Annotated in this window: 22 protein-coding genes; 14 read left to right on the plus strand and 8 right to left on the minus strand. The window is 65.4% G+C overall.

All coding sequences use genetic code 11. From position 1 onward, the window contains the following. Positions 1–87 precede the first annotated feature (87 nt). Positions 88–1,017, plus strand: a complete 930-nt coding sequence (locus tag QA649_RS17145) for an aspartyl/asparaginyl beta-hydroxylase domain-containing protein (protein ID WP_283025227.1) — start codon at positions 88–90, stop codon at positions 1,015–1,017. An 87-nt stretch (positions 1,018–1,104) separates the two neighbouring features. Here QA649_RS17145 and QA649_RS17150 read toward each other — a convergent pair whose 3' ends face one another. After that, entirely contained in the window at positions 1,105–1,830 is a 726-nt protein-coding gene (locus QA649_RS17150) for a sulfite exporter TauE/SafE family protein (RefSeq protein WP_283025228.1), read from the minus strand. A gap of 3 nt (positions 1,831–1,833) precedes the next feature. Next, positions 1,834–2,376: a periplasmic heavy metal sensor gene (locus QA649_RS17155; protein ID WP_283025229.1), complete on the minus strand. Its 543-nt coding sequence runs from the start codon at positions 2,374–2,376 to the stop codon at positions 1,834–1,836. A gap of 135 nt (positions 2,377–2,511) precedes the next feature. Between QA649_RS17155 and QA649_RS17160 the strand changes: the two genes are divergently transcribed. Then, positions 2,512–2,970: a nuclear transport factor 2 family protein gene (locus QA649_RS17160; RefSeq protein ID WP_283025230.1), complete on the plus strand. Its 459-nt coding sequence runs from the start codon at positions 2,512–2,514 to the stop codon at positions 2,968–2,970. 58 nt (positions 2,971–3,028) lie between these two features. Here the strand turns inward: QA649_RS17160 and QA649_RS17165 are convergent, their stop codons facing one another. From QA649_RS17165 to galE, 3 genes are all read right to left on the minus strand, one after another. Next, positions 3,029–3,730 (minus strand): fumarylacetoacetate hydrolase family protein, encoded by a 702-nt coding sequence (locus QA649_RS17165; protein ID WP_283025231.1) that lies wholly within the window; start codon positions 3,728–3,730, stop codon positions 3,029–3,031. Positions 3,731–3,765: 35 nt separating this feature from the next. Continuing rightward, entirely contained in the window at positions 3,766–5,568 is a 1,803-nt protein-coding gene (locus QA649_RS17170; RefSeq protein ID WP_283025232.1) for an ABC transporter ATP-binding protein, read from the minus strand. 116 nt (positions 5,569–5,684) lie between these two features. After that, positions 5,685–6,698, minus strand: a complete 1,014-nt coding sequence (galE, locus tag QA649_RS17175; protein ID WP_283025233.1) for a UDP-glucose 4-epimerase GalE — start codon at positions 6,696–6,698, stop codon at positions 5,685–5,687. A 126-nt stretch (positions 6,699–6,824) separates the two neighbouring features. Here galE and QA649_RS17180 point away from each other — a divergent pair, with 126 nt between their 5' ends. Continuing rightward, positions 6,825–7,862 (plus strand): glycosyltransferase family 4 protein, encoded by a 1,038-nt coding sequence (locus QA649_RS17180; protein WP_283025234.1) that lies wholly within the window; start codon positions 6,825–6,827, stop codon positions 7,860–7,862. A 167-nt stretch (positions 7,863–8,029) separates the two neighbouring features. On the opposite strand, the gene waaF is transcribed toward QA649_RS17180, so the two are convergent. Further along, positions 8,030–9,100: a lipopolysaccharide heptosyltransferase II gene (waaF, locus tag QA649_RS17185; protein ID WP_283025235.1), complete on the minus strand. Its 1,071-nt coding sequence runs from the start codon at positions 9,098–9,100 to the stop codon at positions 8,030–8,032. A gap of 172 nt (positions 9,101–9,272) precedes the next feature. Between waaF and rfaD the strand changes: the two genes are divergently transcribed. From rfaD to QA649_RS17215, 6 genes are all read left to right on the plus strand, one after another. Continuing rightward, positions 9,273–10,253 carry an ADP-glyceromanno-heptose 6-epimerase gene (gene rfaD / locus QA649_RS17190; protein ID WP_283025236.1) on the plus strand — a complete coding sequence of 327 codons (981 nt, stop codon included), beginning with the start codon at positions 9,273–9,275 and terminating at the stop codon, positions 10,251–10,253. Positions 10,254–10,265: 12 nt separating this feature from the next. Then, complete coding sequence (rfaE1, locus tag QA649_RS17195; RefSeq protein WP_283025237.1) at positions 10,266–11,750, plus strand: D-glycero-beta-D-manno-heptose-7-phosphate kinase; 1,485 nt, start codon at positions 10,266–10,268, stop codon at positions 11,748–11,750. Positions 11,751–11,803: 53 nt separating this feature from the next. Continuing rightward, positions 11,804–13,057: an O-antigen ligase family protein gene (locus QA649_RS17200; protein WP_260424204.1), complete on the plus strand. Its 1,254-nt coding sequence runs from the start codon at positions 11,804–11,806 to the stop codon at positions 13,055–13,057. Between the two features lie 84 nt (positions 13,058–13,141). Further along, complete coding sequence (locus tag QA649_RS17205) at positions 13,142–15,055, plus strand: SDR family NAD(P)-dependent oxidoreductase (RefSeq protein WP_283025238.1); 1,914 nt, start codon at positions 13,142–13,144, stop codon at positions 15,053–15,055. Positions 15,056–15,057: 2 nt separating this feature from the next. Beyond that, complete coding sequence (locus QA649_RS17210) at positions 15,058–16,278, plus strand: glycosyltransferase family 4 protein (protein WP_283025239.1); 1,221 nt, start codon at positions 15,058–15,060, stop codon at positions 16,276–16,278. Further along, positions 16,275–17,222, plus strand: coding sequence for an NAD-dependent epimerase/dehydratase family protein (locus QA649_RS17215; RefSeq protein ID WP_283025240.1), 948 nt, complete (start codon positions 16,275–16,277; stop codon positions 17,220–17,222). The genes QA649_RS17210 and QA649_RS17215 overlap by 4 nt, the downstream gene beginning before the upstream one ends. Here QA649_RS17215 and QA649_RS17220 read toward each other — a convergent pair. Together QA649_RS17220 and QA649_RS17225 are read right to left on the minus strand one after the other, a co-directional pair. Continuing rightward, positions 17,210–18,229 carry a glycosyl transferase gene (locus QA649_RS17220; protein WP_283025241.1) on the minus strand — a complete coding sequence of 340 codons (1,020 nt, stop codon included), beginning with the start codon at positions 18,227–18,229 and terminating at the stop codon, positions 17,210–17,212. The two genes, QA649_RS17215 and QA649_RS17220, sit on opposite strands and share 13 nt — an antisense overlap. Further along, a complete protein-coding gene (locus QA649_RS17225) occupies positions 18,226–19,185 on the minus strand; it encodes a lysylphosphatidylglycerol synthase transmembrane domain-containing protein (protein ID WP_283025242.1) in 960 nt (319 codons plus the stop codon). Before QA649_RS17225 ends, QA649_RS17220 begins: the two co-directional genes overlap by 4 nt. Positions 19,186–19,431: 246 nt before the next feature. On the opposite strand from QA649_RS17225, the gene QA649_RS17230 reads away from it, so the two are divergent. The 5 genes from QA649_RS17230 (at position 19,432) to murJ (ending at position 25,956) form a co-directional block, all read left to right on the plus strand. After that, positions 19,432–20,421 carry an NAD-dependent epimerase gene (locus tag QA649_RS17230; protein WP_283026045.1) on the plus strand — a complete coding sequence of 330 codons (990 nt, stop codon included), beginning with the start codon at positions 19,432–19,434 and terminating at the stop codon, positions 20,419–20,421. A 7-nt stretch (positions 20,422–20,428) separates the two neighbouring features. Next, positions 20,429–21,841: a mannose-1-phosphate guanylyltransferase/mannose-6-phosphate isomerase gene (locus tag QA649_RS17235; RefSeq protein ID WP_283025243.1), complete on the plus strand. Its 1,413-nt coding sequence runs from the start codon at positions 20,429–20,431 to the stop codon at positions 21,839–21,841. 183 nt (positions 21,842–22,024) lie between these two features. Then, entirely contained in the window at positions 22,025–23,029 is a 1,005-nt protein-coding gene (locus QA649_RS17240) for a Gfo/Idh/MocA family oxidoreductase (protein ID WP_283025244.1), read from the plus strand. 33 nt (positions 23,030–23,062) lie between these two features. Beyond that, the gene (locus tag QA649_RS17245) at positions 23,063–24,214 is read left to right on the plus strand and encodes a DegT/DnrJ/EryC1/StrS family aminotransferase (RefSeq protein ID WP_283025245.1); all 1,152 of its coding nucleotides are present in this window, start codon (positions 23,063–23,065) and stop codon (positions 24,212–24,214) included. A 215-nt stretch (positions 24,215–24,429) separates the two neighbouring features. After that, positions 24,430–25,956: a murein biosynthesis integral membrane protein MurJ gene (gene murJ / locus QA649_RS17250; RefSeq protein WP_283025246.1), complete on the plus strand. Its 1,527-nt coding sequence runs from the start codon at positions 24,430–24,432 to the stop codon at positions 25,954–25,956. Positions 25,957–26,091: the final 135 nt, after the last annotated feature.

Here is a 26,091-nt window from a genome sequence, read left to right on the forward strand (position 1 = left end):
ATTGCAACCCACCGGTGAATATCTTGCTGCTCGCGCCGGGTCGGAGTAGATGACGTCCCCGGCTGGGTCACTTGGGAAACTGGGGAAATGCTGAAACAGCTTTTTGCACCGCAACTCGTCATTTTATATGTGCTTGCGGCCTCGACGATCTACGTTCACTTCCGCGGCAAGCAGCGGCTGCGCTTCGCGCGCCAGCTTGGCGATCACTCGACCTATCTCGCGCCGTACAACGTGCTGATGTACGCCGGCTCGGCGGTGCCGAACAAGCCGGTGATCTCGGTCGATCAGTTTCCGGAGCTCAAGCCCCTCAGCGAGAACTGGGAGACGATCCGCGACGAGGCCGTGCGCCTGTTCGACGAAGGTTTTATCCGCGCGGCAGCCAAGAACAACGACTGGGGCTTCTACTCGTTCTTCAAGAGCGGCTGGAAACGCTTTTACCTGAAATGGTACGATGACTTCCTGCCGTCGGCGAACACGCTGTGCCCGAAGACGGTGGAGCTGCTCAAGTCGATCCCGAGCGTGCACGGCGCGATGTTCGCGATGCTGCCGCCGGGCGGCAAGTTAGGGGCGCACCGCGATCCCTTCGCCGGTTCGCTGCGCTATCACCTCGGCCTCGTCACGCCGAACTCGAACAAGTGCCGGATCCTGGTCGATGGTGTCGAGTGCGTCTGGCGCGACGGCGAAGCCTTCATGTTCGACGAGACCTTCATCCACAGCGCCGAGAATGCCACCGACGTCAACCGCATCATCCTGTTCTGCGACGTCGAGCGCCCGATGAAGTTCGGCTTCATGACCGCGATCAATCGCTGGGTCAGCCATCACATCGTCAAGGCGTCGGCGACCCAGAACGTCGAGGGCGAGAATGTCGGCGTGCTCAACAAGGTGTTCGGCAAGCTCTACGAGATCCATCTCGCCAGCCGCAAGGTCAAGGAGTGGAACCGCAACGTCTACTACACGCTGAAATATTCGCTGACGGCGCTGATCCTCGGCCTCATCGTGCTGTCGGCGCTGCGGTAGGCCGAGGTGCGTAGGGTGGATTAGCGACTTGCCCGTCTTAGAGCGAAGAGCGAAGGCGGAAACTAATCCGCCTTGCGATTCCTGCCTTCATCTCGCAGCGAAGGCTACGAGTTGAACGCCGGCGGACCCAAGGACCGCGGCGAGAATGTAACGCGTTGCTGTTTGCGAGAGCCAACGCAGACCAATCGTAGTGCCGACCATTGCGCCCGCGAGGGCACCCAAGGCGTATAGCCAGGTCTGGGTTGATGGCATTTGTCCCGCATGGAGCGTGCCAAGCAAACCCACAGCGGAATTCCCCAGGATGAACGGTGCGGAGAGCGCCGCAGTCTGTTTGGGTGAGGCCCAGCGCATTCCAACCAGGATGGGTGCGAGGAAAACACCGCCGCCGACGCCGGTGAGCCCGGAGACGAGGCCGACTCCCGCGCCCGTGGATATCGCAGCCCAGAGGGGAGTAATACGATCCGGAGCATCGCCATTGCTCCGTCCGATTATCAGGACGCCAGCGGCAAGTATGAGCACGAGCCCCGTGACCGTGTGATAGATGTCTTCGGCCAGAACAATGGATGCGCCGGCCAGCGTGGTCGGCAGTGAGGCGATCAGCAGCGGCTTCAGCTTTGCCCAATCGATATGGCTGCCGCGATTGAAGAGCCACGTGGAATAGGTTGCCGCAGCGATGTTCAGTAACAGAGCCGTTGGCCGCATCTCGTTTGCTGGAAACGAGGCAAATGCCATCAAGGCGAGAAATGCCGTTCCTCCAGCCTGACCTACCGTCGCATAGAGAAGCGAAACAACAGCAAACCACGCAGTCAGCATTTTCTAATGATGGTGCCTGTGTCTTTCGGCGCCGTCGGCGCGCTGGTAACCTCGCAGCTCCGCGTATCGCTGCATTTGGCTCTGATCGAGCAAGGCGCTGGTCGACAGATGATATTTGAGGTGGCTTTCGCGGAGCAGTGCCTGGGTTTCTGAAATGGCAACGAGAGCCGCCTTGAGCGACTCCGACGTCACGATGCGGGCAGAGAAGAGATGGTCCAGCTCCCTTTCTTGCTCGACAAGCTTGTTACCTAGCGGGACCGCTTCCTGCTTCATGGCATCGAAGAGATGTTGAACCTGAATTCGCTGATCCGGCGTCAGGTCAAGGCGATCGCCGAGCTCGAGAATATGGCTCGGACCAGGATAGCCGTTCAGTTCAGCGGCGAGCGCCAAGCCCATACCTCGCCCGGCCTTGAGGTCGTCGATCTGCTGTTGCGACAGCGCCTTGATGGGGCGCTGCTCAAGGCCGGCATAGGGCTGGCTGGATTGCGCATTGGCAGCGCTGGACGTGGCGACAAGGGTAGCCGCAAGCAGGAGAAGGCGTCTCATGAGTCTGGCTCCATGAAATCAGCCCGGTTCGCTGATCAATCTGCACCGGTGCTCCCAAGGTAGATATCTTGCTGGACGGTTCGCTGCATGGCAACAAGATTGCCTTTGATCGAGCCGCCAAACATGGAGCAGGCAATGGCCCCCTTGCCACTTGCGAACACCGAGATCGCGCAGTTCTTTCGCGCGTGGCTGGACACCTTCGCGGGCTATGTCCGCGAGGTCGACTACGCCTCGGCAAGGCCGCTTTTCCACCCTGATGTGCTCGCCTTCGGCACGCACAACGATGTCATTCCCGGTCTCGATCAATGGGTCAAGACGCAATGGGACAACGTCTGGCCGAAGACGGCCGACTTCCGTTTCGTCCTCGACCAGACCTCTGTTCTGGCATCACCCGACGGAGCGATGGCGATCGCGATCGCGCCGTGGACGAGCACGGGCTATCATTCCGATGGCAGCGCATTTCCGCGGCCGGGCCGGGCGACGATGGTGTTTTCGAAAGATAACGATGGCTGGCTGTGCGTGCATTCGCACATGTCGCTCAATCGCGGTGTGCCGCAGGCAAGCCACGCCAATCGGCCGGTGAAGGCTTGGTAGAGAATGCAAAAGGCCCCGGACACGTCCGGGGCCTTTCGATTTCGATATGTCGTTCAGCCTACTCCGGCTGGCCGATGCTGACCTTCAGCGTGCCGATGCCGTCGACGCCGCATTCGAGCTTGTCGCCAGGCTGGAGCTGCGACACGCCGGCCGGCGTGCCCGTCATGATGATGTCGCCGGCGGCGAGCTTCACCTGCTGGGAGAGCTGCCAGATGATCTCGGGCACGTTCCAGATCATCTCGTTGAGGTCGCCCTTCTGGGCTTCCTTGCCGTTCACGGTGAGCCAGATCTTGCCAGTCGAGGGGTGGCCGATCTTCGAGGCCGGCTGCACCGCGGAGGCGGGCGCCGAGCCGTCGAACGACTTGCCGATCTCCCACGGGCGCTCCTTCTTGCGCGAGGCGATCTGCAGGTCGCGGCGGGTGAGGTCGATGCCGACGGCATAGCCGTAGACGTGGTCCAGCGCCTTCTCGGCGGGAATGTTGAGGCCGCCGCTCTTCAGCGCGACGATCAGCTCGACCTCGTGATGCAGGTCCTTGGTCAGCGGCGGATAGGGAATGGTGGCGCCATCGGGCACCAGCATGTCGGCGTGCTTGGCGAAGAAGAACGGCGGTGCGCGCTCGTCGTTGCCCATCTCGCGGATGTGCTCGAGATAGTTGCGGCCGACGCACCAGATGCGGCGCACCGGAAAACGGCCGCTGTCCCCGACGACGGGAAGCGAAGCCTGGGGCGGAAGCGGGATGACGTAGGAGGCGGCGTTCATGAAGCGGTCTCGCTGCTCTTGAGGTGGAGGGAACTCTATGCGGTTGCGCTGATCGGCGCCAGAGCGCCGGCGTCGCGATGTTGCAGGCGGAAGAACGAAGCGTAGCGCCCGCCGCGGCGCAGGAGCTCGTCGTGGCGGCCCTGCTCGACGATTTCGCCGCCCTCGACCACCAGGATGCTATCGGCGTGCATGATGGTGTGCAGGCGGTGCGCGATCACGATGGTGGTGCGGTTCTGGCAGAGATGCTCGATCGCCTCCTGCACCTGCCGCTCGGATTCGGAATCGAGCGCGGCGGTGGCTTCATCGAGCAGGATGATCGGTGCGTTCTTGAGCAGCGCGCGCGCCACCGCGATGCGCTGGCGCTGGCCGCCGGAGAGCTGCGTGCCATGCTCGCCGACCGGCGTGTCGTAGCCGAGCGGGAAGCCCATGATGAAATCATGGGCACAGGCCGCTTTCGCGGCCTCGATGATCTCGCCCTCGCTCGCGCCCGGCTTGCCGAAGGCGATATTGCTCCGGATGGTGTCGCGGAACAGATAGACGTCCTGCCCGACATAGGCGGTCTGCGCGCGCAGCGATTTGCGCGCGACCGAAGAGATCGACTGGCCGTCGATCACGACGTCGCCTTGCGTCACCTCGTAGAAGCGCAGGAGCAGCCCCAGCACGGTCGACTTGCCGCCGCCGGAGGGGCCGACCAGCGCGGTCACCTTGCCAGGCTCGGCCGTGAAGCTCATGCGGTTGAGCACGGTCTCATTGGCGCGATAGGAGAAGCTGACGTCGCGCAGCTCGATCCGCGCGTAGGTGAGCTTCAGCGCCGGCTTGTCGTCGTCGGACTGCTCGCTCGCCGGGCTGTCGACGACTTCGAGCAGCATGCGCGCGCCGACGAGCTGGCTGTTGAGGTCGATGTTGAGCCGCGCCAGCCGCTTGGCCGGCTCGGTCGCCATCAGGAACGCGGTCATGAAGGAGAAGAACGCGCCGGGCGTGGCGTTGAGCGCGACCACGGCATAGCCGCCGTACATCAGGCAGCCGGCGACTGCGAAGCCGCCGAGCATCTCCATCAGCGGGTTGGAGCGGTTGGCGACGCGGGCCATCTTGTTGGCGTTGCGCTCGACGATCGCGATGTTCTCGTCGATGCGCTTCTGCATGGTGTCTTCGAGCGTGAACGCCTTGACGGTGCGGATGCCCTGCAGCGATTCCTGCATCGTCTCCATGATGTCGGCGGTGCCGGTGAACTGGGTGAAGGCGAGGCCTTTGATGCGCTTGACCAGCTTGCGCAGCACCAGCATCGCCGGCGGCACCGCGACGAGGCCGATGAACGACATCAGCGGATCCTGCCACACCATCACGCCGATCATGGCGAGCAGCATCAACAGGTCGCGCCCGATGGCATTGACCAGCATGTTGAGCACGTCGGTGATGGATTTTGCGCCGGCCGTCAGCCGCGCCAGGAACTCGGAGGAGTGCCGCTCGGAGAAGAAGCCGACGCTCTCGCGCATCAGTTTCGCGAAAAGCTGACGCTGGTTGGTGGCGAGGATCGCGTTGCTGATCTTGGTCAGGATCACCATGTGGCCATAGGTCGCCACGCCCTTGATGAAGAGCAGGACCACCGTGATGCCTGAGAACATCGCGATGCCCGGGATGTTCTTGTCGACATAGGCCTGGTTGATGACCTGGCCGAGCACATAGGTCGCGCCCGCGGTCGATCCGGCGGCAAGCGCCATCAGCGCGAAGGCGACGAGGTAGCGCCGCCAATAGACGATGCCCTGTTCGGTGACCAGGCGGCGAATCAGGACCGCTGCCGCATAGGGATCGTCGGTGATTTTCTTTGGAAACTGGGCCATCCGTAGTCCATTGACGGCGCAGAGAAGCCTGCCCGCGCGTCAGGGATCGATGGGCCTCTGTGCCCGCTCAAGCGGGGTTTTTCAAGCCCAATTAAGGGCTTGCGTCCGGACGGAATCTAGGCCGAGACGGCCTGGCGGAGCTCGCCATGGCGCTCGCGGAACAGCTTGTCCTCCCAGGCCAGCGCATGGGCCGCGATGGTCTCGAGGTCGTCATATTGCGGCTTCCAGTCGAGCAAGCCGCGGATGCGGCTGGTGTCGGCGACCATGGTCATGATGTCGCCGGGCCGGCGCGGGGCGTACTGGACGGCGAAGCTGCGGCCCGAAACCCGGCGCACGGCGTCGATGGTTTCCAGCACCGAATAGCCGCGGCCATAGCCGCAATTCAGCGTGGTCGAGGCGCCGCCGTTGCGCAGGTAAGCGAGTGCCGAGCGATGGGCCTGCGACAGGTCCGAGACGTGTATGAAGTCGCGGATGCAGCTGCCGTCCTGGGTCGGATAGTCGGTGCCGAACACGTCGATCTTGGCGCGCTGGCCGGTCGCGGCCTCGACCGCGATCTTGAGCAGATGCGTGGCGCCGACGGTGGCAAGCCCGATGCGCGCCTGCGGATCGGCGCCGGCGACGTTGAAATAGCGCAGGGTGACGTACTGCATGCCGTAGGCGGCGGCGACGTCGTGCAGCATGATCTCGGTCATCAGCTTCGACGAGCCGTAAGGCGACAGCGGCCGCGTCGGCGCGTGCTCGGGCACCGGCACCTGGTCCGGATTGCCGTAGACCGCCGCGGTCGAGGAGAAGATGAAGCGGCCGATGCCGCGCTTGACGGCGACGTTGAGCAGATTGCGCGCGGTCGTGAAGTTGTTGCGGTAGTAGCCGAGCGGATCGCGCATCGAATCCGGCACGACGACGGAGCCGGCGAAATGGATGATGCTCTCGATGTTGTGCTGGGCGATCACGCCTTCGAGCAGGTTCTCGTCGCCGGCATCGCCAATGAACAGCGGCACGCCTTCCGGCAAATACGCGGAGAAGCCGGTGGAGAGATCGTCGATCACGACGACGTCCTCGCCGGCCTCCGCCAGCGCCAGGACCGTATGACTTCCGATATAACCGGCGCCGCCGGTGACTAGCACAGTCATGGTCTCACCCGTCCTCGATCAACGCGCAAAGCTAGCGCTTGCGTGGTGAAGAGGGGGTATCGGCGGCCCTGAACTGGTCACTATGCTTAATGTTGCGTATAGGGACCTTTCGAAACGGAGCATGACGTGGCGAATTCCCAGGGCGATCTGCAAGTGATCGTGCCAAATCTGCACAGGCGCTATTCCGGGGTCACCGCGACCAACCGGATGGTGGCGCCGCGGCTGGCGAAACTGTATCGCGCCGCCTGGTTCGGCTCGGATGCGCCGGAGGGAATCGCGCGGTTGAGCGTTGCCGATCTGCTGAAACTCTGGCGGCGCAGGAGACCCCTGATCTGGCACGCGCGCCGCAACAACGAGATGATCGCGGGCGTCGTGCTGCGCGCGCTCGGCTGGCCGCTGAAGCTCGTGTTCACCTCGGCGGCGCAGCGGCATCACAGCTGGATCACGCGCTGGCTGATCCGGCGCATGGACGCGATCATCGCGACGAGTGACATCTCGGCGTCGTTCCTGAAGGTGCAGGCGACGGTGATCCCGCATGGCGTCGACACCGACGTCTACGCGTCGCCGATCGATCGCACTGCTGCCTTCGCGGAAGCCGGGCTGCCAGGCCGCTTCGCCATCGGCTGCTTCGGCCGCGTGCGTGCGCAGAAGGGTACCGACGTGTTCGTCGATGCGATGTGCCGCTTGCTGCCGCGCTATCCCGATTTCACCGCCGTCATCGTCGGGCAGGTCACGCCCGAGCAAATGCCCTTTGCCAACGACCTCAAGAAACGCATCGAAGCAGCTGGCCTGCAACCGCGCATCGTCATCACCGGCGAGCTGCCGATCGAAGCGGTGCAGCGCTGGTATCAGCGCTTGACGATCTACGCCTTCACCTCACGCAACGAGGGTTTTGGCCTGACGCTGATCGAGGCGATGGCGGCGGGCTGTGCGCTCGTCGCCGCGCGTGCCGGCGCAGCCGAGCTCGTCGTTGAGGATGGTGTCACAGGCGTGCTGATCCCGACAGGCGATGCCGATGCGCTCGCGGCAGCGCTCGAGCCGCTGATGCGCGACGTGGCTGCCGCAACCGCGATGGGCGAGCGCGGGCGGGCGCGGGTGCTCGAACGATTCAGCCTCGATGCCGAAGCGGCGCGGATCGGCGAGGTCTATCGGCCGCTGCTCTGAGCCGCCGCAAACAAAAATTGTGAAAACAACCCCATGCACAGTAGCCGGTGACAGTGAAATCAATGGCTTGGCGGCCGATTCGATCAACTGCTGATTTTACGAAATCGATTTGACCCGTCGGGCAAAACAGTGGCAAGATGTCACCATAGGCGCGAGCCTCGGCGGCCTCACGTCTCCGACCGCGTCTCCACCTCACCCAGCACCCTCTGCGCAATTCCCACCACCTCGCTCGCCGCAATGTCCCGCATGCAGCGGTGGTCGTTCATCTTGCAGATCGTGCTCTGGCAGGGCTGGCATGACAGCACGCTCTTGTCCTGGACCACGGTGGCCGCGAGGCCGTTGAGGGGGGCCCAGAGATAGGGGCTGGTCGGGCCGAAGATGCCCATGGTGGGGGTGCCGAGCGCAGCTGCAATGTGCATCAGGCCGGAATCGTTGGAGATGGCGACACCGGCGGCCGCCATGGCGAGGACGCCGTTGCGAAGGTCGTTGCCGGTGAGATCGCGGACCTTGGGGCCGCCGGCGGCGACGATCTCCTGGGCGAGGCCCTTTTCGGCGGGGCCGCCGACCACCCAGACCTCGAGCCCGCGCTCGACCAGCAGGCGGGCGGCCTCGGGATAGTAGGTCCAGCGTTTTGAGACGCCGACCGAGCCGGGGGCGAGCGCAACCGCTGCGCCGGCGCCGAGGCCGTTGGCCTGCCGCCAGCGCACGATGTCCTCGGCAGGAACGCGCAATTGCGGCACCGGCCATTCCGGCGGCAGGGGGGCGCCGTCGGGCTGGGCCAGCGCAGCGTTCTTGTCGATGAAGCGGGGCAGCTTCTTCTCGCCCCAGCGCCAGCGGTTGAGCAGCCCGAACCGGAACTCGCCGACGAAGCCGACCCGTTCCGGGATACCGGCCAGCGCGGGCGCGATCGCCGCCTTCCAGGTCCGGGGCAGCACCAGGGCGGTGCCGTAGTTCCGTTTCCGAAGGAGTTTGGCCAGGCCGAACTGCCGGCCGACGGCCAGCCGGCTGCGCGGCAGGTCCCAGACGATCCCCTCCCGCACGCCGGGCATGTAATCGACCAGCGGGGCGCATAGGGACGTGGTCAGCAGATCGACCGGCCGGTTCGGCCAGCGCTCCTTCAGGACCCGCACCACGGTGTGATTCCGGACGAAATCGCCGATCCACATGTAGGGAATGATCAGAATCGGGCGGGTGTCGTCCCGATCTGTATCTTCACTAAGTTGCGAATCTTTGTTCATTCGTTAATAGGGCCGAAGGCGAGCTGATGTGGCGGTTCGGTTAGCCGCTCCGGGCCGGGACGTAAAGCAGGCAGTGCGCGAGTCCAAAAGCGCCTGCCCAAAATGCTTACACTTTGGCGGATGATGCGCTACGGCAGGGTCGGACCTTAAGAAAATCGGGCAGGTAGGTGGAATGTTGCTGGTGACCGGCGGGGCCGGTTTTATCGGATCGAATGTCGTGGCCGCGCTGAATGACGCCGGCCGCAGCGACGTCGTTGTGTGCGACCTGCTCGGCAATGACGGCAAGTGGCGCAACCTGGCCAAGCGCCAGCTTGTGGATATCGTCCCACCGGCCGAGCTGCTCGACTGGCTGAACGGCCGCAAGCTCGATGCCGTGATCCATCTCGGGGCGATCTCCGCGACCACCGCGACCGATGGCGACCACGTGTTCGAGACCAATTTCCGGATGTCGATGCGCCTGCTCGACTGGTGCACGGCGGGCGCCGTGCCGTTCATCTATGCCTCCTCGGCTGCGACCTATGGCGACGGCGAGGCCGGCTTTGGCGACGATGCCTCGTTGCCGGCACTGAAAAAGCTGCGGCCGATGAATCTCTACGGCTGGAGCAAGCACATGTTCGATCTCGCGGTCGCCGGGCGCGTAGCGAACGGCGATCCGCTGCCGCCGCAATGCGTGGGCTTGAAATTCTTCAACGTGTTCGGCCCGAACGAATACCACAAGGGCTCGATGATGAGCGTGCTGGCGCGCCGCTTCGACGACGTCAAGGCGGGCCGCGTCGTGCAGCTGTTCAAGTCGCATCGCGAGGGCATCGCCGACGGCGACCAGCGCCGCGACTTCATCTACGTCGACGACGTCGTGCGCGTCATCATGTGGCTGCTGGCAACGCCCGCCGTCTCGGGCCTCTTCAACGTCGGGACCGGCAAGGCGCGCAGCTTCAAGGATCTGATGCTGGCCGCCTATGCCGCGCTCGGCAGCAGGCCCAACATCGAATACATTGACATGCCCGAGAACATCCGCGGCGCTTATCAGTACTTCACCCAGAGCGAGGTCGATCGCCTTTGCCGCGCCGGCTATAACGGCGGCTTCACGACACTCGAGGACGCGGTGAAAGCCTATGTCGGGGACTATCTCGACCGGCCCGACCGTTTCCGCTGAGGCTTTTTGATCATGGCGACGCCCATTCTGGATTTCGACGCGCTTGCGCAAACGATCTCAGCCCGCACGGTGCTCTGCATCGGCGACATCATGCTGGACGAGTTCGTCTATGGCGAGGTGTCGCGGATCTCGCCGGAAGCGCCGACGCCGGTCATCGCCGCCCAGCGCAGCGAGATCCATATCGGCGGCGCCGGCAATGTCGCACGCAATATCGCTTCGCTCGGCGCGCGCTGCATTTTCGTCGGCCTCGTCGGCGATGACGATGCGGGCAAGCGGCTCGCATCGGCGCTGGCCGAACATGGTGCAATCGAAAGCGTGCTGGTGTGCGATCCGTCGCGGCCGACCACACGAAAAGTCCGCTTCGTCTCCGAGCATTTTTCCACGCACATGCTGCGCGCGGACTGGGAGCAGGCGGTCGCGGCCTCCGACGCGGTCGAGACCGAGCTGATCGAGGCGATCCTGCCGCAGATCGCGCGCGCCGACATCGTGCTGTTGTCCGACTACGCCAAGGGCGTGCTGACCGCGCGCGTGATCCGCCACACCATTGATGCCGCGCGAAAGCTCGGCAAGTCCGTCATCGTCGATCCCAAGAGCCTGAACTGGGCGATCTATCGCGGCGCGACGCTGCTCACGCCCAATCGCAAGGAGTTTGCGGAAGCAACCTGCAGCCGCGCCGACACCCCGCAAAGCATCGTCGATGCCAGCGAGGACGTGATGCGGCTCGCCGATTGCGAGGCGATCCTGGTCACGCAGGGCGAGCACGGCATGACGCTGGTGCCGCGTGGCGGCGGGTTCGTCCACGTTCCTGCCGTTCCCGTGAAGGTGCGCGACGTCTCCGGCGCCGGTGACACCGTCGCCGCCGCGCTTGCGGTCTCGCTCGCGGCGTGCGCGGACTGGGATACGGCGCTGCGCGTGGCCAACGCCGCCGCTGCCGTCGCCGTCGGCAAGCAGGGCACCGCCAGCGTCAGCGCGGCCGAGCTGAGGCGGAAGATATTGCCGCACGCTTATCTCGCGGCCGAGGAGAAGATCGTGCTTGAGCCTGGTACGCTCGACGCGCAGCTCGCCGAATGGGAGCGCCAGGACCTCCGCGTCGGCTTCACCAATGGCTGCTTCGACATCCTGCATCCCGGCCACGTCAAGGTGCTGACCGCGGCGCGTGCCGCCTGCGACCGCCTGATCGTCGGGCTCAACAGCGACGCCTCGGTGCGACGGCTGAAGGGCGCCGATCGCCCGGTCCAGGACGAGCGCGCGCGCGCCGAGGTGCTCGCCGCACTCGAAGCGGTCGATCTCGTCGTCATCTTCGAGGAGGACACGCCGATCGAGCTGATCACCCGGATCAAGCCGAGCGCACTGGTGAAGGGCGGCGACTACACCCGCGAGCAGGTGGTCGGCCACGAGGTGGTCGAGGCCGCGGGCGGCGTGGTCGTGCTGGTCGACATCCTCCAGGGTTTCAGCACGACGGCGCTGGTGCATCGCGCGCGGGGAGGGGCCAAGTGACCGCACAAGTGACAGGTCAGGCGACGACGCTGGGCCGGGAGACGGCGGGCCAGATGCTGTCGCGCCGCTTGCGCAGCCCGGCAGCCTGGAGCGAGACGGTCGACCTGTTTGCCATCCTCACCGCGGCCTCGCTGCCCTGGTCGACGTCGCTGGCGGGGATCTTCAACGCCCTGATGCTCCTCTGCATGGTGCCGTTCCTCGACGTCCGCGCCTTCCTGCAATCGCTGAAGCGGCCGATCTGCATTGCGCCGATCGCGCTGGTCGTGCTCGCGCTGGTCGGAACGCTGTGGTCGGATGCGGCCTGGGGGGCGCGCTTCTATGCCGTCAATCCGACCGTCAAGCTGCTCGTGCTGCCGGTCCTGCTCTACCATTTCGAGCGTTCGTCGCGCGGACGCTGGATCTTCGTCGCCTTCCTGGTGTCCTGCGGGCTGCTGTCGGTGATGTCCTGGCTGGTCGCCTTCTACCCGAATCTCGCGCTCAAGACCGATCCGCCCGAGCGCGGCATCTTCGTCAAGAACTATATCGACCAGAGCCAGGAATTCGCACTGTGCGCGGTCGCGCTCGCCTATCCGGTCGTGATGCTGCTGCGCGAGAAGCGCTACTGGCTCGCCGGGCTGCTCACCGCGCTGGCGCTCAGCTTCTTCGTCAACATGGCTTTCGTCGTGGTGTCGCGCACCGCGCTCGTCACCGTTCCGATCATGTTCGGCGTGTTCGCGCTGCTGCATTTGAGCTGGCGCAGCATCGCGATCATCTCGGCCGCTCTGGTCGCCGGGGCGTTTCTCGCCTGGCAGGCCTCGCCGCAATTGCGCAGGACCGCCGACACCTTTGCCAGCGACTATACGCGCTATGTGGAGAAGGGCGAGCCGACCTCGGCGGGCCTGCGGCTGGAATTCTGGCGGAAATCGCTCGGCTTCTTCGCGGAGGCGCCGATCAAGGGGCACGGGACGGGTTCGACGCGCGGATTGTTCGAGCGGGCTGCGACGCCCGGGGTCCAGTACCAGGCTTCCGCCGAGGTGATCGGCAACCCGCATAACCAGACGCTGAACGTCGCCGTGCAATGGGGCATCATCGGCATCGCCATTCTCTATGCGATCTGGATCCTGCATCTGCGCTTGTTTCGAGGCGATAGCCTCGCCAGCTGGGTCGGCCTGCTGGTCGTGGTGCAGAACGTCTTCACCTCGCTGTTGAACTCCCATCTGTTCGATTTTCACGAGGGCTGGATGTATGTCATCGGTGTCGGCGTTGCCGGCGGCATGGTGATCCGGGCACAACAGGCCGAGGCGAAGATGGGGGAAGCCGGTTCCTGAGCGGCCGCGCGGCTGGCAAGTCCCGTTAAGATGGGCTATCAGCGCGGTCAGGTTGCACCCAACGGGATATTCATCGGTCGGCGGATGACGCGTCTTTCGCATCTCACCTTGCGCAATTTTCTGATCGCGCTCCACGACCTGCTGGCGACCACGGCGGCGCTGTTCGCCGCGTTCTACCTGCGTTTCGAGGGCGGCGAAGGCTTCTACGACCGCCTGCCGCTGCTGTTCCAGATCCTGCCCTACTTCCTCGCCTTCAGCGTGGTCGTATTCTTCGTCTTCAACCTGACGACGACGAAATGGCGCTTCATCTCGCTGCCGGACGCGCTGAACATCATCCGCGTCGCGAGTGTGCTGACGGTGGCCCTGCTCGTGCTGGACTACGTCTTCGTCGCCCCCAATGTCCGCGGCGCGTTCTTCCTCGGCAAGGTGACGATCGTCCTCTACTGGTTCCTCGAGATCTCGTTCCTCAGCGCACTGCGCATGACCTATCGCTACTTCCGCTACACGCGGGTGCGGCGTCATGCCCGCACCGACGATGCGGCGCCAACGCTGCTGATCGGCCGCGCCGCGGATGCCGAGGTGCTGCTGCGCGGGATCGAGAGCGGGGCGATCAAGCGGATCTGGCCGGTCGGCGTGCTGTCGCCGTCGAGCTCGGATCGCGGCCAGCTGATCCGCAACGTGCCGGTGCTCGGCGGCATCGACGACGTCGAGGACGTCATCGCCGACTTCGCCAAGCGCAACAAGCCGATCGCGCGTCTCGTGATGACACCGTCGGCGTTCGAGCCGGAGGCGCATCCCGAATCGATCCTGATGCGGGCGCGCAAGCTGGGTGTGATCGTCAACCGCATGCCTTCGCTGGAGAGCGGCGATACGCCGCGCCTCACGGCCGTCGCGGTCGAGGATCTCCTGCTGCGGCCGAGCGAGACAATCGACTATGCGCGCCTCGAGGCCCTGATCAGGGGCAAGGCGGTGATCGTCACCGGCGGCGGCGGCTCGATCGGTTCCGAGATCTGCGAGCGCGTCGTCGCCTTCGGCGCCGCGCGCCTGCTGATCGTGGAAAATTCCGAGCCGGCGCTCTACGCAGTCACGGAGGCGCTCGCCGCGCAGGGTACGGCTGCCGAGATCGAAGGACGGATCGCCGACATCCGCGACCGCGAGCGCATCATGCGCCTGATGGCCGAGTTCAAGCCGGACATCGTGTTCCACGCCGCGGCCCTCAAGCACGTGCCGATCCTCGAGCGCGACTGGAGCGAGGGCGTCAAGACCAACATCTTCGGCTCGATCAACGTTGCCGATGCCGCGCACGCCGCCGGCGCCGAGGGCATGGTGATGATCTCGACCGACAAGGCGATCGAGCCGGTGTCGATGCTCGGCCTCACCAAGCGCTTCGCCGAGATGTACTGCCAAGCGCTCGACCACGATCTAGCCGCAGGCAGCAGCAGTGCCAGGCCACCGATGCGGCTGATCTCGGTCCGGTTCGGCAACGTGCTGGCCTCGAACGGCTCGGTGGTGCCGAAATTCAAGGCCCAGATCGAGGCCGGCGGTCCGGTGACGGTCACTCATCCCGACATGGTCCGCTACTTCATGACCATCCGCGAGGCCTGCGACCTCGTCATCACGGCGGCAACGCATGCGCTCGGAACGCAGCGTCCCGATGTCTCGGTCTACGTGCTCAACATGGGCCAGCCGGTGAAGATCGTCGATCTCGCCGAGCGCATGATCCGCCTCTCCGGCCTGCAGCCGGGCTACGACATCGAGATCGTGTTCACCGGCATGCGGCCGGGCGAGCGGCTGCACGAGATCCTGTTCGCCTCCGAGGAGCCGACCCGCGAGATCGGCGTCGCCGGCATCATGGCGGCGCAGCCGAACGAGCCGCCGATGCAGACGCTGCGCAAATGGATCACGGCACTTGAGCAGGCGATCGCCCGCGACGATCGCGCCACGATCAGGACGATCCTGAAGGATGCGGTCCCGGAATTCGGGTCGACCGCGGCCTGATCATGCAGCCCCAAGGCAAGATCGTCGTCGCGAGCCAGCATTATCCGCCGGATCCGAGCACGACCGCGGCGATCATGGCGGAGATCGCCTGCCGGATCGCGGCCGGTCACGAGGTTGTCGTGCTGTCGGGCTCACCGGGCGCACTGCCAGCCTCGCAGACCGGTCCCGGAAAGCCGCGCGTCGTCGCGATCAAGAACCGGATGGCGGGCAAGGCGGCGCTGGTGCGGCGCGGGGTGTCCGAACTGCTGTTCGTGGCGCGCACATTCCTTGCCTTGATGCGGGAGCTCAAGGCAGGTGACGTCGTGCTCACCGTCACGGCGCCGTTCATGCTGCCCTATGCCGTCGCCGCCGCGGCAAGGCTCAAGGGCGCGCGCTCCGCGCTGATCATGCACGACCTCTTTCCCGACGTGCTGGTGATGGCGGGCCTGCTGAAGCCGGGCTCGATCGTGACGCGGACGATGCGCTTCGCCAACAGCCTGATGTTCCGTGCGCTCAACGCCGTCATCACCATCGGCCGCGATGCCGAGCGGCCGCTCTTGACCTATTCCGGCATGAGACGGAACAAGATCCGCTTCATCCCGAACTGGGCGACGCTGGTGCCCGGGCCGCGTCCGCTGTCGCAGGACAATCCGTTCCGCAAAGCGATTCCCGCGCGTTTCGTCGTCGGCCTGTCGGGCAATCTCGGCTTCACCCATGATCCGGAGATCGTGTTCGAGGCGGCGCGCCTGCTCGAGGACGAGCCGGACATCCATTTCCTGCTGTCCGGCTGGGGCATCGGCTTCGCGCGGCTGAAGCAGTTGCAGGCGGAAGCAAACCTGCCCAATGTGTCCTTCGTGGCACGGGTCGAAGACGCCGAGCTCGAGGCGTTTCTGGCGTCGGCCAATCTCTGGATCATTCCATACCGGAAGGACGTTGCGGGGGTGTCGGTGCCAAGCCGGTTCTACAATCTGCTGGCGGTCGGCCGTCCTGTGGCACTGGTCTCGGAGCCGGAGGCCGAGGCCGCGTTGACGGTGGTGGAGAACGGGCTCGGCTGGGTCGTGACGCCGGGCCGGGCCGATCAGCTCGCAGACGCAATCCGCGCGGCCTCCCATTCCGACGATGCTGCCATGGCGGAGCGCGCTGTGAAGGCGGCGGCGAGGTTCGATCGCGCCACCGCGATGAACGCCTATGCTGCTCTGGTCGACGAATTGTTGCGCAACCCGGACCTTTCGGAGCAACGATGAGCGAGAGCAAACCGGTCGTGCTGGTGACGGGAGCGAGCGGCTTTGTCGGCCGTCATGTCGTGCCCGCGCTCGCACGCGCCGGCTGGTCGGTCCGCCGCGCGGTGCGCAGCTCCGAAGGCGCCGAGGACGAGGTCGTGATCGAGACGATCGGTCCCGACACCAACTGGCAGACGGCGCTCGAAGGCGTCGACGCCGTCGTCCATCTCGCCGCGCGCGTGCATCACAAGCACGAGGAGCACGCCGTTCAGCTCTACCGCAACGTCAACATCGCCGGCACGCTGCATCTGGCGCGCTCGGCGGCGACGGCCGGCGTGCGCCAGTTCATCTTCGTCAGCACCGTGCTCGTGCACGGTCGCAGCAACGACGGCCGTGCCCCCTTCAGCGAGGACGATATCCTGACGCCGCGCGGCCTCTACGGCATGTCCAAGGCCGCGGCCGAGGCGGGGTTGAGGACGCTGGCGCGCGACGGCGCCATGAAGATCTCGGTGATCAGGCCGCCGCTGGTCTATGGTGCCGGCGCCAAGGGCAATTTCGCGCTGTTGACGCGTGCGGTCAGCCTGGGACTGCCGCTGCCCTTTGCCGCGATCCGCAATCACCGCGCCTTCCTTGCCGTGCAGAACCTGTCCTCGTTCATCCTGGGCCGGCTCGCCCATCACGACCCCGCCAGCAATTTCGAGATCTTCCTGGTGGCCGACAGGGAACAGGTCTCGACGCCCGAATTCATCGAGCGCCTGGGCCGGGCCTCCGGCAAGATCCCGCGTCTGTTCCGCATGCCGCCGGACCTGCTCGGCATGCTCCTCAACGTGATGGGACGGCAGGATACGCATGACAGCCTGATCGGCTCGCTCGAGCTCGACGTCTCCAAGGCGCTCGCGACCGGCTGGCAGCCGGAGGTCTCGCTCGACGAGGGCCTGCGGCTTGCGCTGTTGGCTCAGGAGCCTTGAGGGCGGGAGAAGCGCCGAAGCACGAAGCCGACCGCGATCGCACCGGCGAGCAGCGCGGGCAGCGTGACCGCCATCGTCGCGGCGCGAACGGCGAGGATCGCCAGCCCCGCGAGCACGAGGTTGAGCAGGAAGACTTCGCCGGTCACCCGGGACACCGAAAAACCGTTGTCGGTCGCGCGCTGATAGAAATGCGAACGGTGCGCCGACCAGAACTGCTCGCGGCGCGCGATGCGCCGAAACAGCGTGATGGTGGCATCGGCGAGGTAGTAGGCCGGCAGCAGCAGCGCCGCGGCCGCTTGCCCGTGCCAGGCGAGTTCGAGCAGGCACCAGCCGAGCAGGAGGCCGATCGGCAGGCTGCCGACATCGCCCAAGAACACTTTTGCGACCGGCTTGTTGAAGGGCGCAAAGCCGAGCATGGCGCCGCACAGCGTGGTGGCAATCAGCGTTGCAGGCCCTGAGAGCTCGCCGAGCCATCCGAGCAGCAGCAGCGCCGCGGTGACCGGCACCACTTCCGCCACCGTCATCAGGTCGAGCCCGTCCATGAAGTTGACGAGGTTCACGAACCAGACGCCGGCGAGCAGGATGAGTCCGCGCTCCAGTGCAAGAGGCATCGCCGGCACGATGCGCGCCGTCTCGGGCGCGGTGAACACGACGGCGCCGACGGTGGCTGCCTGCAGCACGAGCCGCACGGTCACCGGCAGCGATACGATGTCGTCGGCAAATCCGACCAGCGCGATCGCGATTGTCGCAATGACCAGCGCCGGCGGGATCGCGACGCTCGCCCAGGCCGCCCATACGGCTGCGACCAGCAGCGTCGCCGATATCACCGCGATGCCGGCACCCTGGGGCGTCGGGACACGATGCGAGGACCGCGCATTCGGCCGCGCCAGCGCGTAGCGCTGGAGCAGGGGGCGGCTTGTCGAGGTGATGACGGCCGATATCAGCGCGGCAATCGCCAGGGCAAGCAGCGCGGGCACGGCGGCAACGGCTTCGGTGGCCAGGTTCACTCCGGCGCTCCGATCGGTGCCGAGCCTTGCGCGGCTTTCTCCGCGCTCAGGATCCAGACGAGGCCACCGACCGCGCCGACGATGAAGTACACCGCGCCGAACAGCAGCGAGATGTTGACGCCCTCGTTGGCGGCAAGGCCCGCGAAGCCGAAGGCGAGGCCCATGGTGGCCTCGCGCACGCCCCAGCCCGCGATCGAGATCGGCATCATCGTGATCAGCATCACCGGCGGCACGAGCTGGAACACGTCGTTGAAGCCGACGGGAGCGGCAATCGACTGCACGACGCACCAGGCGATGACGACTGTGAGCACATGTACGGCAAGCGAGAGAATCGAGACGATCGGTCCGCGCGTGCGGCTGAAGATCACGCGGTTCGCAATCACGGCGCAGGCGTGGATGTGATGCGTGGCCCACCAGGTTTTCAGCCAGCGCCATTTCAGCGCGCCGAAGACCAGGAAGCCGAGACCACCCGCGAGCGCGGCGAGGTCGACCAGCAGCAGCGCCGAGCGCCCGTGCGGATCGGTGATGAGGGCGTAGCTCCAGGGCAGGCTCGCGACGATGAGGATCGCGAGCGCGATCAGGCCGATCGCGCGGTCGACGAAGATCGAGTAGGTCGCAGCGCGCCAGCCGGCACCGGCGCGCGCGACCAGCCACAGGCGGACCGCATCGCCGCCGATCGCGGAGGGCAGGGTCTGGTTGAAGAACGAGCCGATCACGTTGTAGCGCATCGCGCGGGCGAGCTCGAGCGGCGCGCCGCATGCGGCGCTGATCTCGCGCCAGCGCAGCACGCCGACGAAGATCTGCAGGAACGTGATCGCGATCGCGAGGCCGATCCAGAACAGGCTGGTCACGGTGAAACGCGAAAACAGTTCGGACAGATCGACCTTGCGCAGCGCCAGGTAGAGCAGCGCCGCGGAAATCAGGATCTTGGCCGCAGAAAGCAGGATTCGGCGCATCTCGCCCGCATGAACAGGGTTTGCGAAGATTGTGGCAACCCGACGCGAGGCGCCGAATTCGGCCGCTTTGGTATGGTCTTGGCGCCGATCTTGCAATAGCGGTGATTAGGAGCGGTGATTAGGAGCGGTTATAAGCGGCGGTCATGAACGGCCGTTATGACGGGCCGGACGGCGACACTTGCGACCCCCTCGATACGGCGGCTAAAGAGGCGCAGAAAGGCCGGGGATCGGGTCCCTGGGAACAGGATGACAGATCAGGCGATTTTGGTCACCGGTGCCGCCGGATTCATCGGCTTTCACCTCGCCCGGCAGCTTCTGGCCGAAGGCCGGCCGGTCGTCGGGCTCGACAATCTCAACAGCTATTATGACCCGGCACTGAAACAGGCGCGCCTGGAACTGCTCAGCCGCGATTCCCGCTTCGCCTTCGTCAAGGCCGATCTCGCCGACCGCGGAGCCATGTCGGCGCTGTTTGCGCGCCACCGATTCACGCAAGTCGTGCACATGGCCGCCCAGGCCGGCGTGCGCTACTCGATCGAGCAGCCGCAGGCTTACGCCGATTCCAATCTGCAGGGCTTTCTCAACGTGCTGGAGGGCTGCCGCCACAATGGCTGCCGCCATCTCGTCTACGCCTCGTCATCCTCCGTTTACGGCGCCAACACGAAACTGCCATTTGCGGTCAAGGACCGCACCGACCATCCGGTGAGCTTCTACGCTGCGACCAAGAAGGCCAACGAGGTGATGGCGCAGTCCTACAGCCATCTCTACCGGCTGCCGGTCACGGCCTTGCGCTTCTTCACCATCTACGGCCCGTGGGGACGGCCCGATATGGCCATGTTTCTGTTTGTGAACGCCATCATGGAGGGCCGGCCGATCCGGCTCTTTAACCATGGCAGGATGCGCCGCGACTTCACCTATATTGACGATGTCACCCGTGTCGTGTCCAAGCTGATCGATCGGGTGCCTGTGGATGATCCGGCTGCCGCAAATGCGCCGTCTAAGGTCTACAATGTCGGCAACCACCACCCCGAGGAGCTGATGCATGTCGTCGGACTCCTGGAGCAGGAGCTGGGTCGGACGGCGATCAAAGAATTGCTGCCGATGCAGCCGGGAGACGTCTTGGAAACGTTCGCGGATGTCAAGGACCTGATGCGCGACACCGGCTTTGCGCCGTCAACGCCGATCGCGCAGGGGGTCCGTAATTTTGTCACCTGGTATCGGGACTACTTCAAGGTTTGAGATGACGATGGACAAACGCATTATCCCCCTGATCATGTGCGGCGGTGCCGGCACGCGGCTGTGGCCAGCCTCGCGCGAGGTGCGCCCGAAGCAGTTCCTGCCGCTGTTCGGCACGCGCTCGACCTTCCAGGACACGCTGCTGCGCGTCTCGGATGCATCGCTGTTCGATCGCCCGATCGTCATCACCAATGCGGCCTATCGCTTCATGGTGCTGGAGCAGCTCGCCGAGATCGGCATCGAGGCCGACGTGATCCTCGAGCCGATGCGGCGCGACTCCGGCCCTGCGATCGCAGCCGGCGCCGTGTTCGCGCAGAACCGCGCCAGTGAAGCGATCGTGCTCGCGCTCGCCGCCGATCACGTCGTGCAGGACAATGCCGCCTTCGTCGCGGCGTGCCGCGAAGGCCTCACCGCCGCGAGCGCCGGGCGCATCGTCACCTTCGGCGTCAAGCCGGAGCGGCCCGCGACCGAATATGGCTATATCAGCCCGGGCGACGTGATCTCCGGAGAGGTTCACGCGGTCGCGCGTTTCGTCGAGAAGCCCGACGCCGTGAAGGCGGCCGACTACGTCAATTCGGGCTACCTCTGGAACAGCGGCAACTTCATGTTCCCGGCGGCCGTCCTGCTCGACGAATACCGCAAGGTCGATGCGGCAAGCGTCGAGACGGTCTCCAACGCGGTCACCAATGCCGGCCGCGATCTCGGCTTCGTCACGCTGGAGCCCGAGGCGTTCGGCGCGGCCAAGGCGATCTCGATCGACTATGCCGTGATGGAGAAGACCTCGCGCGCCGCCGTGGTGCCGGTGTCCTGCGGCTGGTCCGATGTCGGCTCCTGGCATGCGGTGTGGGAGCTGTCCGAGAAGGACGCGCAGGGCAACGCGGCGCACGGCACCGCGGTGTTCGAGGATTCCCGCAACTGCAACGTCACCACCGATTCCGCGCTGGTCGCGCTCGAAGGCGTCGATGATCTCGTCGTGGTCGCGACTGCGGACGCGGTGCTCGTCTCGCGCCAGAAGGATGCCAACGGCCTGAAGCGTCTGGTGACCAAGCTCAAGACGGTCGCGCCGAAGGTCACCGAGGAGCATCTCAAGGTGCACCGTCCGTGGGGCAGCTATCAGTCCGTCGACAACGGCGCGCGCCACCAGGTCAAGCGCATCGTGGTGAAGCCGGGCGGACGGCTGTCGCTGCAGAAGCACCACCATCGTGCCGAGCACTGGATCGTGGTCCGCGGCGCGGCCCAGGTGACCGTCAACGAGACCGTGAAGACCGTGCACGAGAACGAGTCGATCTACATCCCCATGGGCGCGGTCCATCGTCTTGAAAACCCCGGTAAAATCATGCTGGAGCTGATCGAGGTCCAGACCGGCTCCTATCTCGGGGAAGACGACATCATCCGGATTGAAGACGACTATCAAAGGTCGTAACCAGCAGGCTCCGAATCACGCGACCCGGGCCGGTAAGGCGGTCTCTTTTCCGGCTTAAGGCCCGGGGAACGTGTAACTTTTTGAATCAAATCGTGTCCGGACCGTCAGGCCGGCATTCGCCACAAATATGGCGCCCGTGCTAGAAGCGGCCCGGGGATTTGCGTTGAATCGGGGTTTGCTCAGATGAGTTCCAAAGGGTCTGCACCGGCAAAGGCCGGCTTGCGCGTCGGCGTGATTGGCGCGGGCGTTATGGGCAGCAACCATGCGCGCGTGCTTAGCGGTCTTCCCGGCGTCAGCCTCGTCGGCGTCGTCGATCCGTCACCGGCGCATCTGACGCGCACCACCGAGCTTGCGGGCTGCCAGGGCTTCGAGACGCTCGACCAGCTCTTCGCCGCCGGCGTCGATGCCGTCACCATCGCGGCGCCGACCCATCTGCATCACGAGGTCGCGCTCGCCTGCATCGCCAAGAACATCCATGTCCTGGTCGAGAAGCCGATTGCGTCCACGGTCGAAGAGGGCCGCGAGATTGTCGCCGCTGCGCGAGATGCAGGCGTGACGCTGATGGTCGGCCATGTCGAGCGGTTCAATCCGGCAGTTGCCGCCGTCAAGCAGGCGATCGCAGGCGAGGACATTCTCTCCATCGCGATCACGCGCGTCGGCCCGTTCCCGCCGCGCATGTCCAATGTCGGCGTCGTCATCGACCTTGCCGTGCACGACATCGACCTGATCCGCTGGTTCACCGAATCCGACATCGTCGAGGTGCAGCCGCAATTGTCGAGCGCGGTCGCCGAGCGCGAGGACATCGCGCTGCTCCAATTCCGCACCGCCAATGGCGTGCTCGCCCACATCAACACCAACTGGCTGACGCCGTTCAAGGCGCGCAGCGTCACGGTCGCGACCCGCGGCAAATATGTGATGGGCGATCTGCTCACGCGCCAGGTCACCGAGTGCTTCGGCTTCAAGCCGGATGGCAGCTATTCGATGCGGCATCTGCCGGTCGGCCATGACGAGCCGCTGCGCGCAGAGCTGATCGCGTTCCTTAAAGCCGTGCGCCATGGCGAGACGCCGGCGGTCACGGGCGATGAGGGCGTTGCCAGCCTCGAGATCGCGACGCAGTGCCTGGAGACGCCCTCGCGTCCCGCCGCGACGGCGCCCGCCCGCAAGGAGCCGCGCCGCGTCGCCGGCTGATCCCTTTCCATGTCGACTACTCAAGAAGGCGTCATGAACCAGCATCTGCGTTCCGAACCCATTCCCTTCATCGACGTCGCCTCGCAGCGCCGCCGGCTCGGCGCCTCGCTCGACGCCGCCGTCAAGCGCGTGATGGACCATTGCCAGTTCGTCAACGGGCCCGAAGTCTTCGAGCTCGAGAAGCAGCTGGCGGCCTACTCAGGCGCCAAGCACGTGATCGGCTGCGCCAGCGGCACCGACGCGATCCTGATGGTGATGATGGCGAAGAATGTCGGGCCCGGCGATGCCGTGTTTTGTCCGTCCTTCACCTTCATCGCGACGGCGTCGCCGGTGGCGCGGACCGGTGCGACGCCCGTTTATGTCGACGTCGACGAGACGACCTTCAACATGAGCCCGGAATCGCTCAAACGCGGCATCGCGACCGCCCGGAAAGCGGGCCTGAAGCCGGTCGCGGTGATTCCGGTCGACCTGTTCGGCCAGCCCGCCGATCACGACGCCATTGCCGAGATCGCCAGGGCCGAAGGCCTGTTCGTGCTCGACGACGCCGCACAAGGCTTTGGCGCGAGCTACAAGGGCCGCAAGCTCGGTACGCTGGCGCTCGCCACCGCAACGAGCTTCTTCCCGGCAAAGCCGCTCGGCTGCTTCGGCGATGGCGGCGCGATCTTCACCGATGACGACGAGCTCGCGGCGACGCTGCGCAGCATCCGCGTGCACGGGCAGGGCGTCGACAAATACGACAACGTCCGCCTCGGCCTCACCGGCCGGCTCGACACCATGCAGGCCGCGGTCCTGATCGAGAAGCTGAAGATCTTTGACGACGAGATCGCCGCCCGCAACAGGGTCGCGGAACGCTATGCGCGCGGCCTCAGCAACGTCGTCACCGTGCCGCGCCTTGCACCCGGCAACACTTCGGTCTGGGCGCAGTACACCATTCGCCTGCCTGAAGGCACCGACCGCGACGGCTTTGCGGCCGCGCTGAAGGCCCAGGGCGTGCCGACCGCGATCTATTACGGCAAGTCGATGCACCAGCAGACCGCCTACAAGCAGTATCCGGTCGCCGAAGGCGGATTGCCGGGTTGCGAGCGCCTGTCGCAGGACGTCATCAGCCTGCCGATGCACGCCTATCTGACCGAAGCCGACCAGGAGCGAATCATCGCCGCCGTGCGCGGCGCGCTCGCGGGCTGATTTCTTCCCCTCTCCCCTTGCGGGAGAGGGTGGCTTCGCGAAGCGAAGCCGGGTGAGGGGTATCTCTCCGCACGGTATGCGCTGAGAGATACCCCTCACCCCAATGAGCCTGCGTCTACCAGCGTCGCTGCCCTCTCCGCAAGGGGAGAGGGCGCAGCCATGCGCATCGCAAGATGCAATCGACCTCTGCCCGATAAGCCTCTAGAAGAGTCCGCATGCTCGGACGCATCTTCACGGTCGGTGGTTACACGCTGCTCTCGCGGCTGACGGGGTTTGCCCGCGACATCATGCTCGCGGCGATTCTCGGCGCCGGCCCGGTGGCCGACGCCTTTTTCGTGGCGTTGCGGCTGCCCAATCATTTTCGCGCGATCTTCGCCGAGGGCGCCTTCAACGCCGCCTGGGTGCCGGCCTATGCGCATGTCCATGGCGAGAAGGGGGAGGCGGCGGCAAAACTGTTCGCCGACCGCATCTTCACCCTGCTGCTGGCCTCGCAGGTGCTGCTGCTGATCGTCGCCTGGCTGTTCATGCCGCAGGCCATGAGCATTCTGGCGCCAGGCTTTTCCGAGGATGCCGAGCAGCGCAAGCTCGCAATCGAGCTGACCCGGATCACCTTTCCCTATCTGCTGCTGATCACGCTGGTGACGCTCTATGGCGGCATGCTCAACGTGATGCAGCGCTTCGCGAGCGCCGCGGCCGCATCGATCTTCCTCAACGTCGCGATGATGATGACGCTGGCGGTTGCCGTCTGGTTTCCGACCGCGGGCCATGCCGCCGCCTGGGGCGTGCTGATCTCCGGCTTCCTGCAATATTTCCTGCTCGCAGGCGATCTCGCCCGTCATGGTGGCCTGCCGCGCTTTGCGCCGCTCAAGCTCGACGAAGACGTCCGCGGCTTCTTCAAGGCGCTGGGCCCGGCAACACTCGGCTCGATGGGCACGCAGGTCGCGCTGTTCGCCGACACCATCATCGCGACCTTCCTGCCCGCGGGCGCGCTGTCGGCGCTCTATTATGCCGACCGGCTCAACCAGCTCCCGATCGGCGTCATCGGCATCGCCATCGGCACGGTGCTGCTGCCGGAGATGTCGCGGCGGATCACGGCCAACGACCATGACGGCGCAATGAGGGCGCAGCGCCGCGCCTTCGATTTCACGCTGCTGTTCTCGGTGCCGTTCGTCGCAGCGTTTCTCACCGTGCCTGATGCGATCATGCGCGCGCTGTTCGCGCGCGGTGCGTTCTCCAAGGCCGACGCCGCCGCCGCCGGCGCCACGCTCGCGGCCTATGCCATCGGCCTGATCCCGTTCGTGCTGATCCGCAGCGCGGTCGCGACGTTCTACGCGCGCAAGGACACTGCCACGCCGGTGCGGGCCTCGCTGACCGGCATCGCCGTCAACGTCGCACTGAAGGTCGCCTTGATGGGATCGCTGGCCCAGATCGGTCTTGCGCTGGCGACCGCCGTCGGGGTCTGGACCAATCTGTTGCTGGTGCTGTTCTTCGCCGTGCGGCGCGGCTTCCTCGTGCTGGACCGCGCCTGGCTGATGTCGATCGGCAAGTTCCTGCTGATCGGAATCATTCTGGCTGCGGCGTTCTGGTTGATCGCGCGTTTCAGCCATTCCATTCTGGGCTCGATGCACTTCCAGGACGAAGCGACGCTGGCCCTGCTCGCCGTCGGCGGCACGATCGTCTACGCGCTCGCGATCCTCGTGCTGTTCGGCCGCAAGTGGCTGGTCTCACTGGTGCGCGGCTAGGCGCCGGAGTGAGGTGCTCGCCTCCAGGATGCAGTCAGCCTCCGCACATCCCTTGATTTTATGCGATTGCCGTGGTAGTAACGCCCCATGATTAAATTGGTGCGCAAAGTCAACCTCTCGAACATGACCCGCTTT

The organism is Bradyrhizobium sp. CB1717 (genome assembly GCF_029714325.1).
Lineage (GTDB): Bacteria > Pseudomonadota > Alphaproteobacteria > Rhizobiales > Xanthobacteraceae > Bradyrhizobium.

Excerpts from the sequence above, each read along its gene's own strand:
- QA649_RS17145 (WP_283025227.1), top strand. The coding sequence starts at position 88 with ATGCTGAAACAGCTTTTTGCACCGCAACTCGTCATTTTATATGTGCTT.
- QA649_RS17150 (WP_283025228.1), bottom strand. The coding sequence starts at position 1,830 with ATGCTGACTGCGTGGTTTGCTGTTGTTTCGCTTCTCTATGCGACGGTA.
- QA649_RS17155 (WP_283025229.1), bottom strand. The coding sequence starts at position 2,376 with ATGAGACGCCTTCTCCTGCTTGCGGCTACCCTTGTCGCCACGTCCAGC.
- QA649_RS17160 (WP_283025230.1), top strand. The coding sequence starts at position 2,512 with ATGGCCCCCTTGCCACTTGCGAACACCGAGATCGCGCAGTTCTTTCGC.
- QA649_RS17165 (WP_283025231.1), bottom strand. The coding sequence starts at position 3,730 with ATGAACGCCGCCTCCTACGTCATCCCGCTTCCGCCCCAGGCTTCGCTT.
- QA649_RS17170 (WP_283025232.1), bottom strand. The coding sequence starts at position 5,568 with ATGGCCCAGTTTCCAAAGAAAATCACCGACGATCCCTATGCGGCAGCG.
- galE (WP_283025233.1), bottom strand. The coding sequence starts at position 6,698 with ATGACTGTGCTAGTCACCGGCGGCGCCGGTTATATCGGAAGTCATACG.
- waaF (WP_283025235.1), bottom strand. The coding sequence starts at position 9,100 with ATGAACAAAGATTCGCAACTTAGTGAAGATACAGATCGGGACGACACC.
- rfaD (WP_283025236.1), top strand. The coding sequence starts at position 9,273 with ATGTTGCTGGTGACCGGCGGGGCCGGTTTTATCGGATCGAATGTCGTG.
- rfaE1 (WP_283025237.1), top strand. The coding sequence starts at position 10,266 with ATGGCGACGCCCATTCTGGATTTCGACGCGCTTGCGCAAACGATCTCA.
- QA649_RS17200 (WP_260424204.1), top strand. The coding sequence starts at position 11,804 with ATGCTGTCGCGCCGCTTGCGCAGCCCGGCAGCCTGGAGCGAGACGGTC.
- QA649_RS17205 (WP_283025238.1), top strand. The coding sequence starts at position 13,142 with ATGACGCGTCTTTCGCATCTCACCTTGCGCAATTTTCTGATCGCGCTC.
- QA649_RS17210 (WP_283025239.1), top strand. The coding sequence starts at position 15,058 with ATGCAGCCCCAAGGCAAGATCGTCGTCGCGAGCCAGCATTATCCGCCG.
- QA649_RS17215 (WP_283025240.1), top strand. The coding sequence starts at position 16,275 with ATGAGCGAGAGCAAACCGGTCGTGCTGGTGACGGGAGCGAGCGGCTTT.
- QA649_RS17225 (WP_283025242.1), bottom strand. The coding sequence starts at position 19,185 with ATGCGCCGAATCCTGCTTTCTGCGGCCAAGATCCTGATTTCCGCGGCG.
- QA649_RS17230 (WP_283026045.1), top strand. The coding sequence starts at position 19,432 with ATGACAGATCAGGCGATTTTGGTCACCGGTGCCGCCGGATTCATCGGC.
- QA649_RS17235 (WP_283025243.1), top strand. The coding sequence starts at position 20,429 with ATGGACAAACGCATTATCCCCCTGATCATGTGCGGCGGTGCCGGCACG.
- QA649_RS17240 (WP_283025244.1), top strand. The coding sequence starts at position 22,025 with ATGAGTTCCAAAGGGTCTGCACCGGCAAAGGCCGGCTTGCGCGTCGGC.
- QA649_RS17245 (WP_283025245.1), top strand. The coding sequence starts at position 23,063 with ATGAACCAGCATCTGCGTTCCGAACCCATTCCCTTCATCGACGTCGCC.
- murJ (WP_283025246.1), top strand. The coding sequence starts at position 24,430 with ATGCTCGGACGCATCTTCACGGTCGGTGGTTACACGCTGCTCTCGCGG.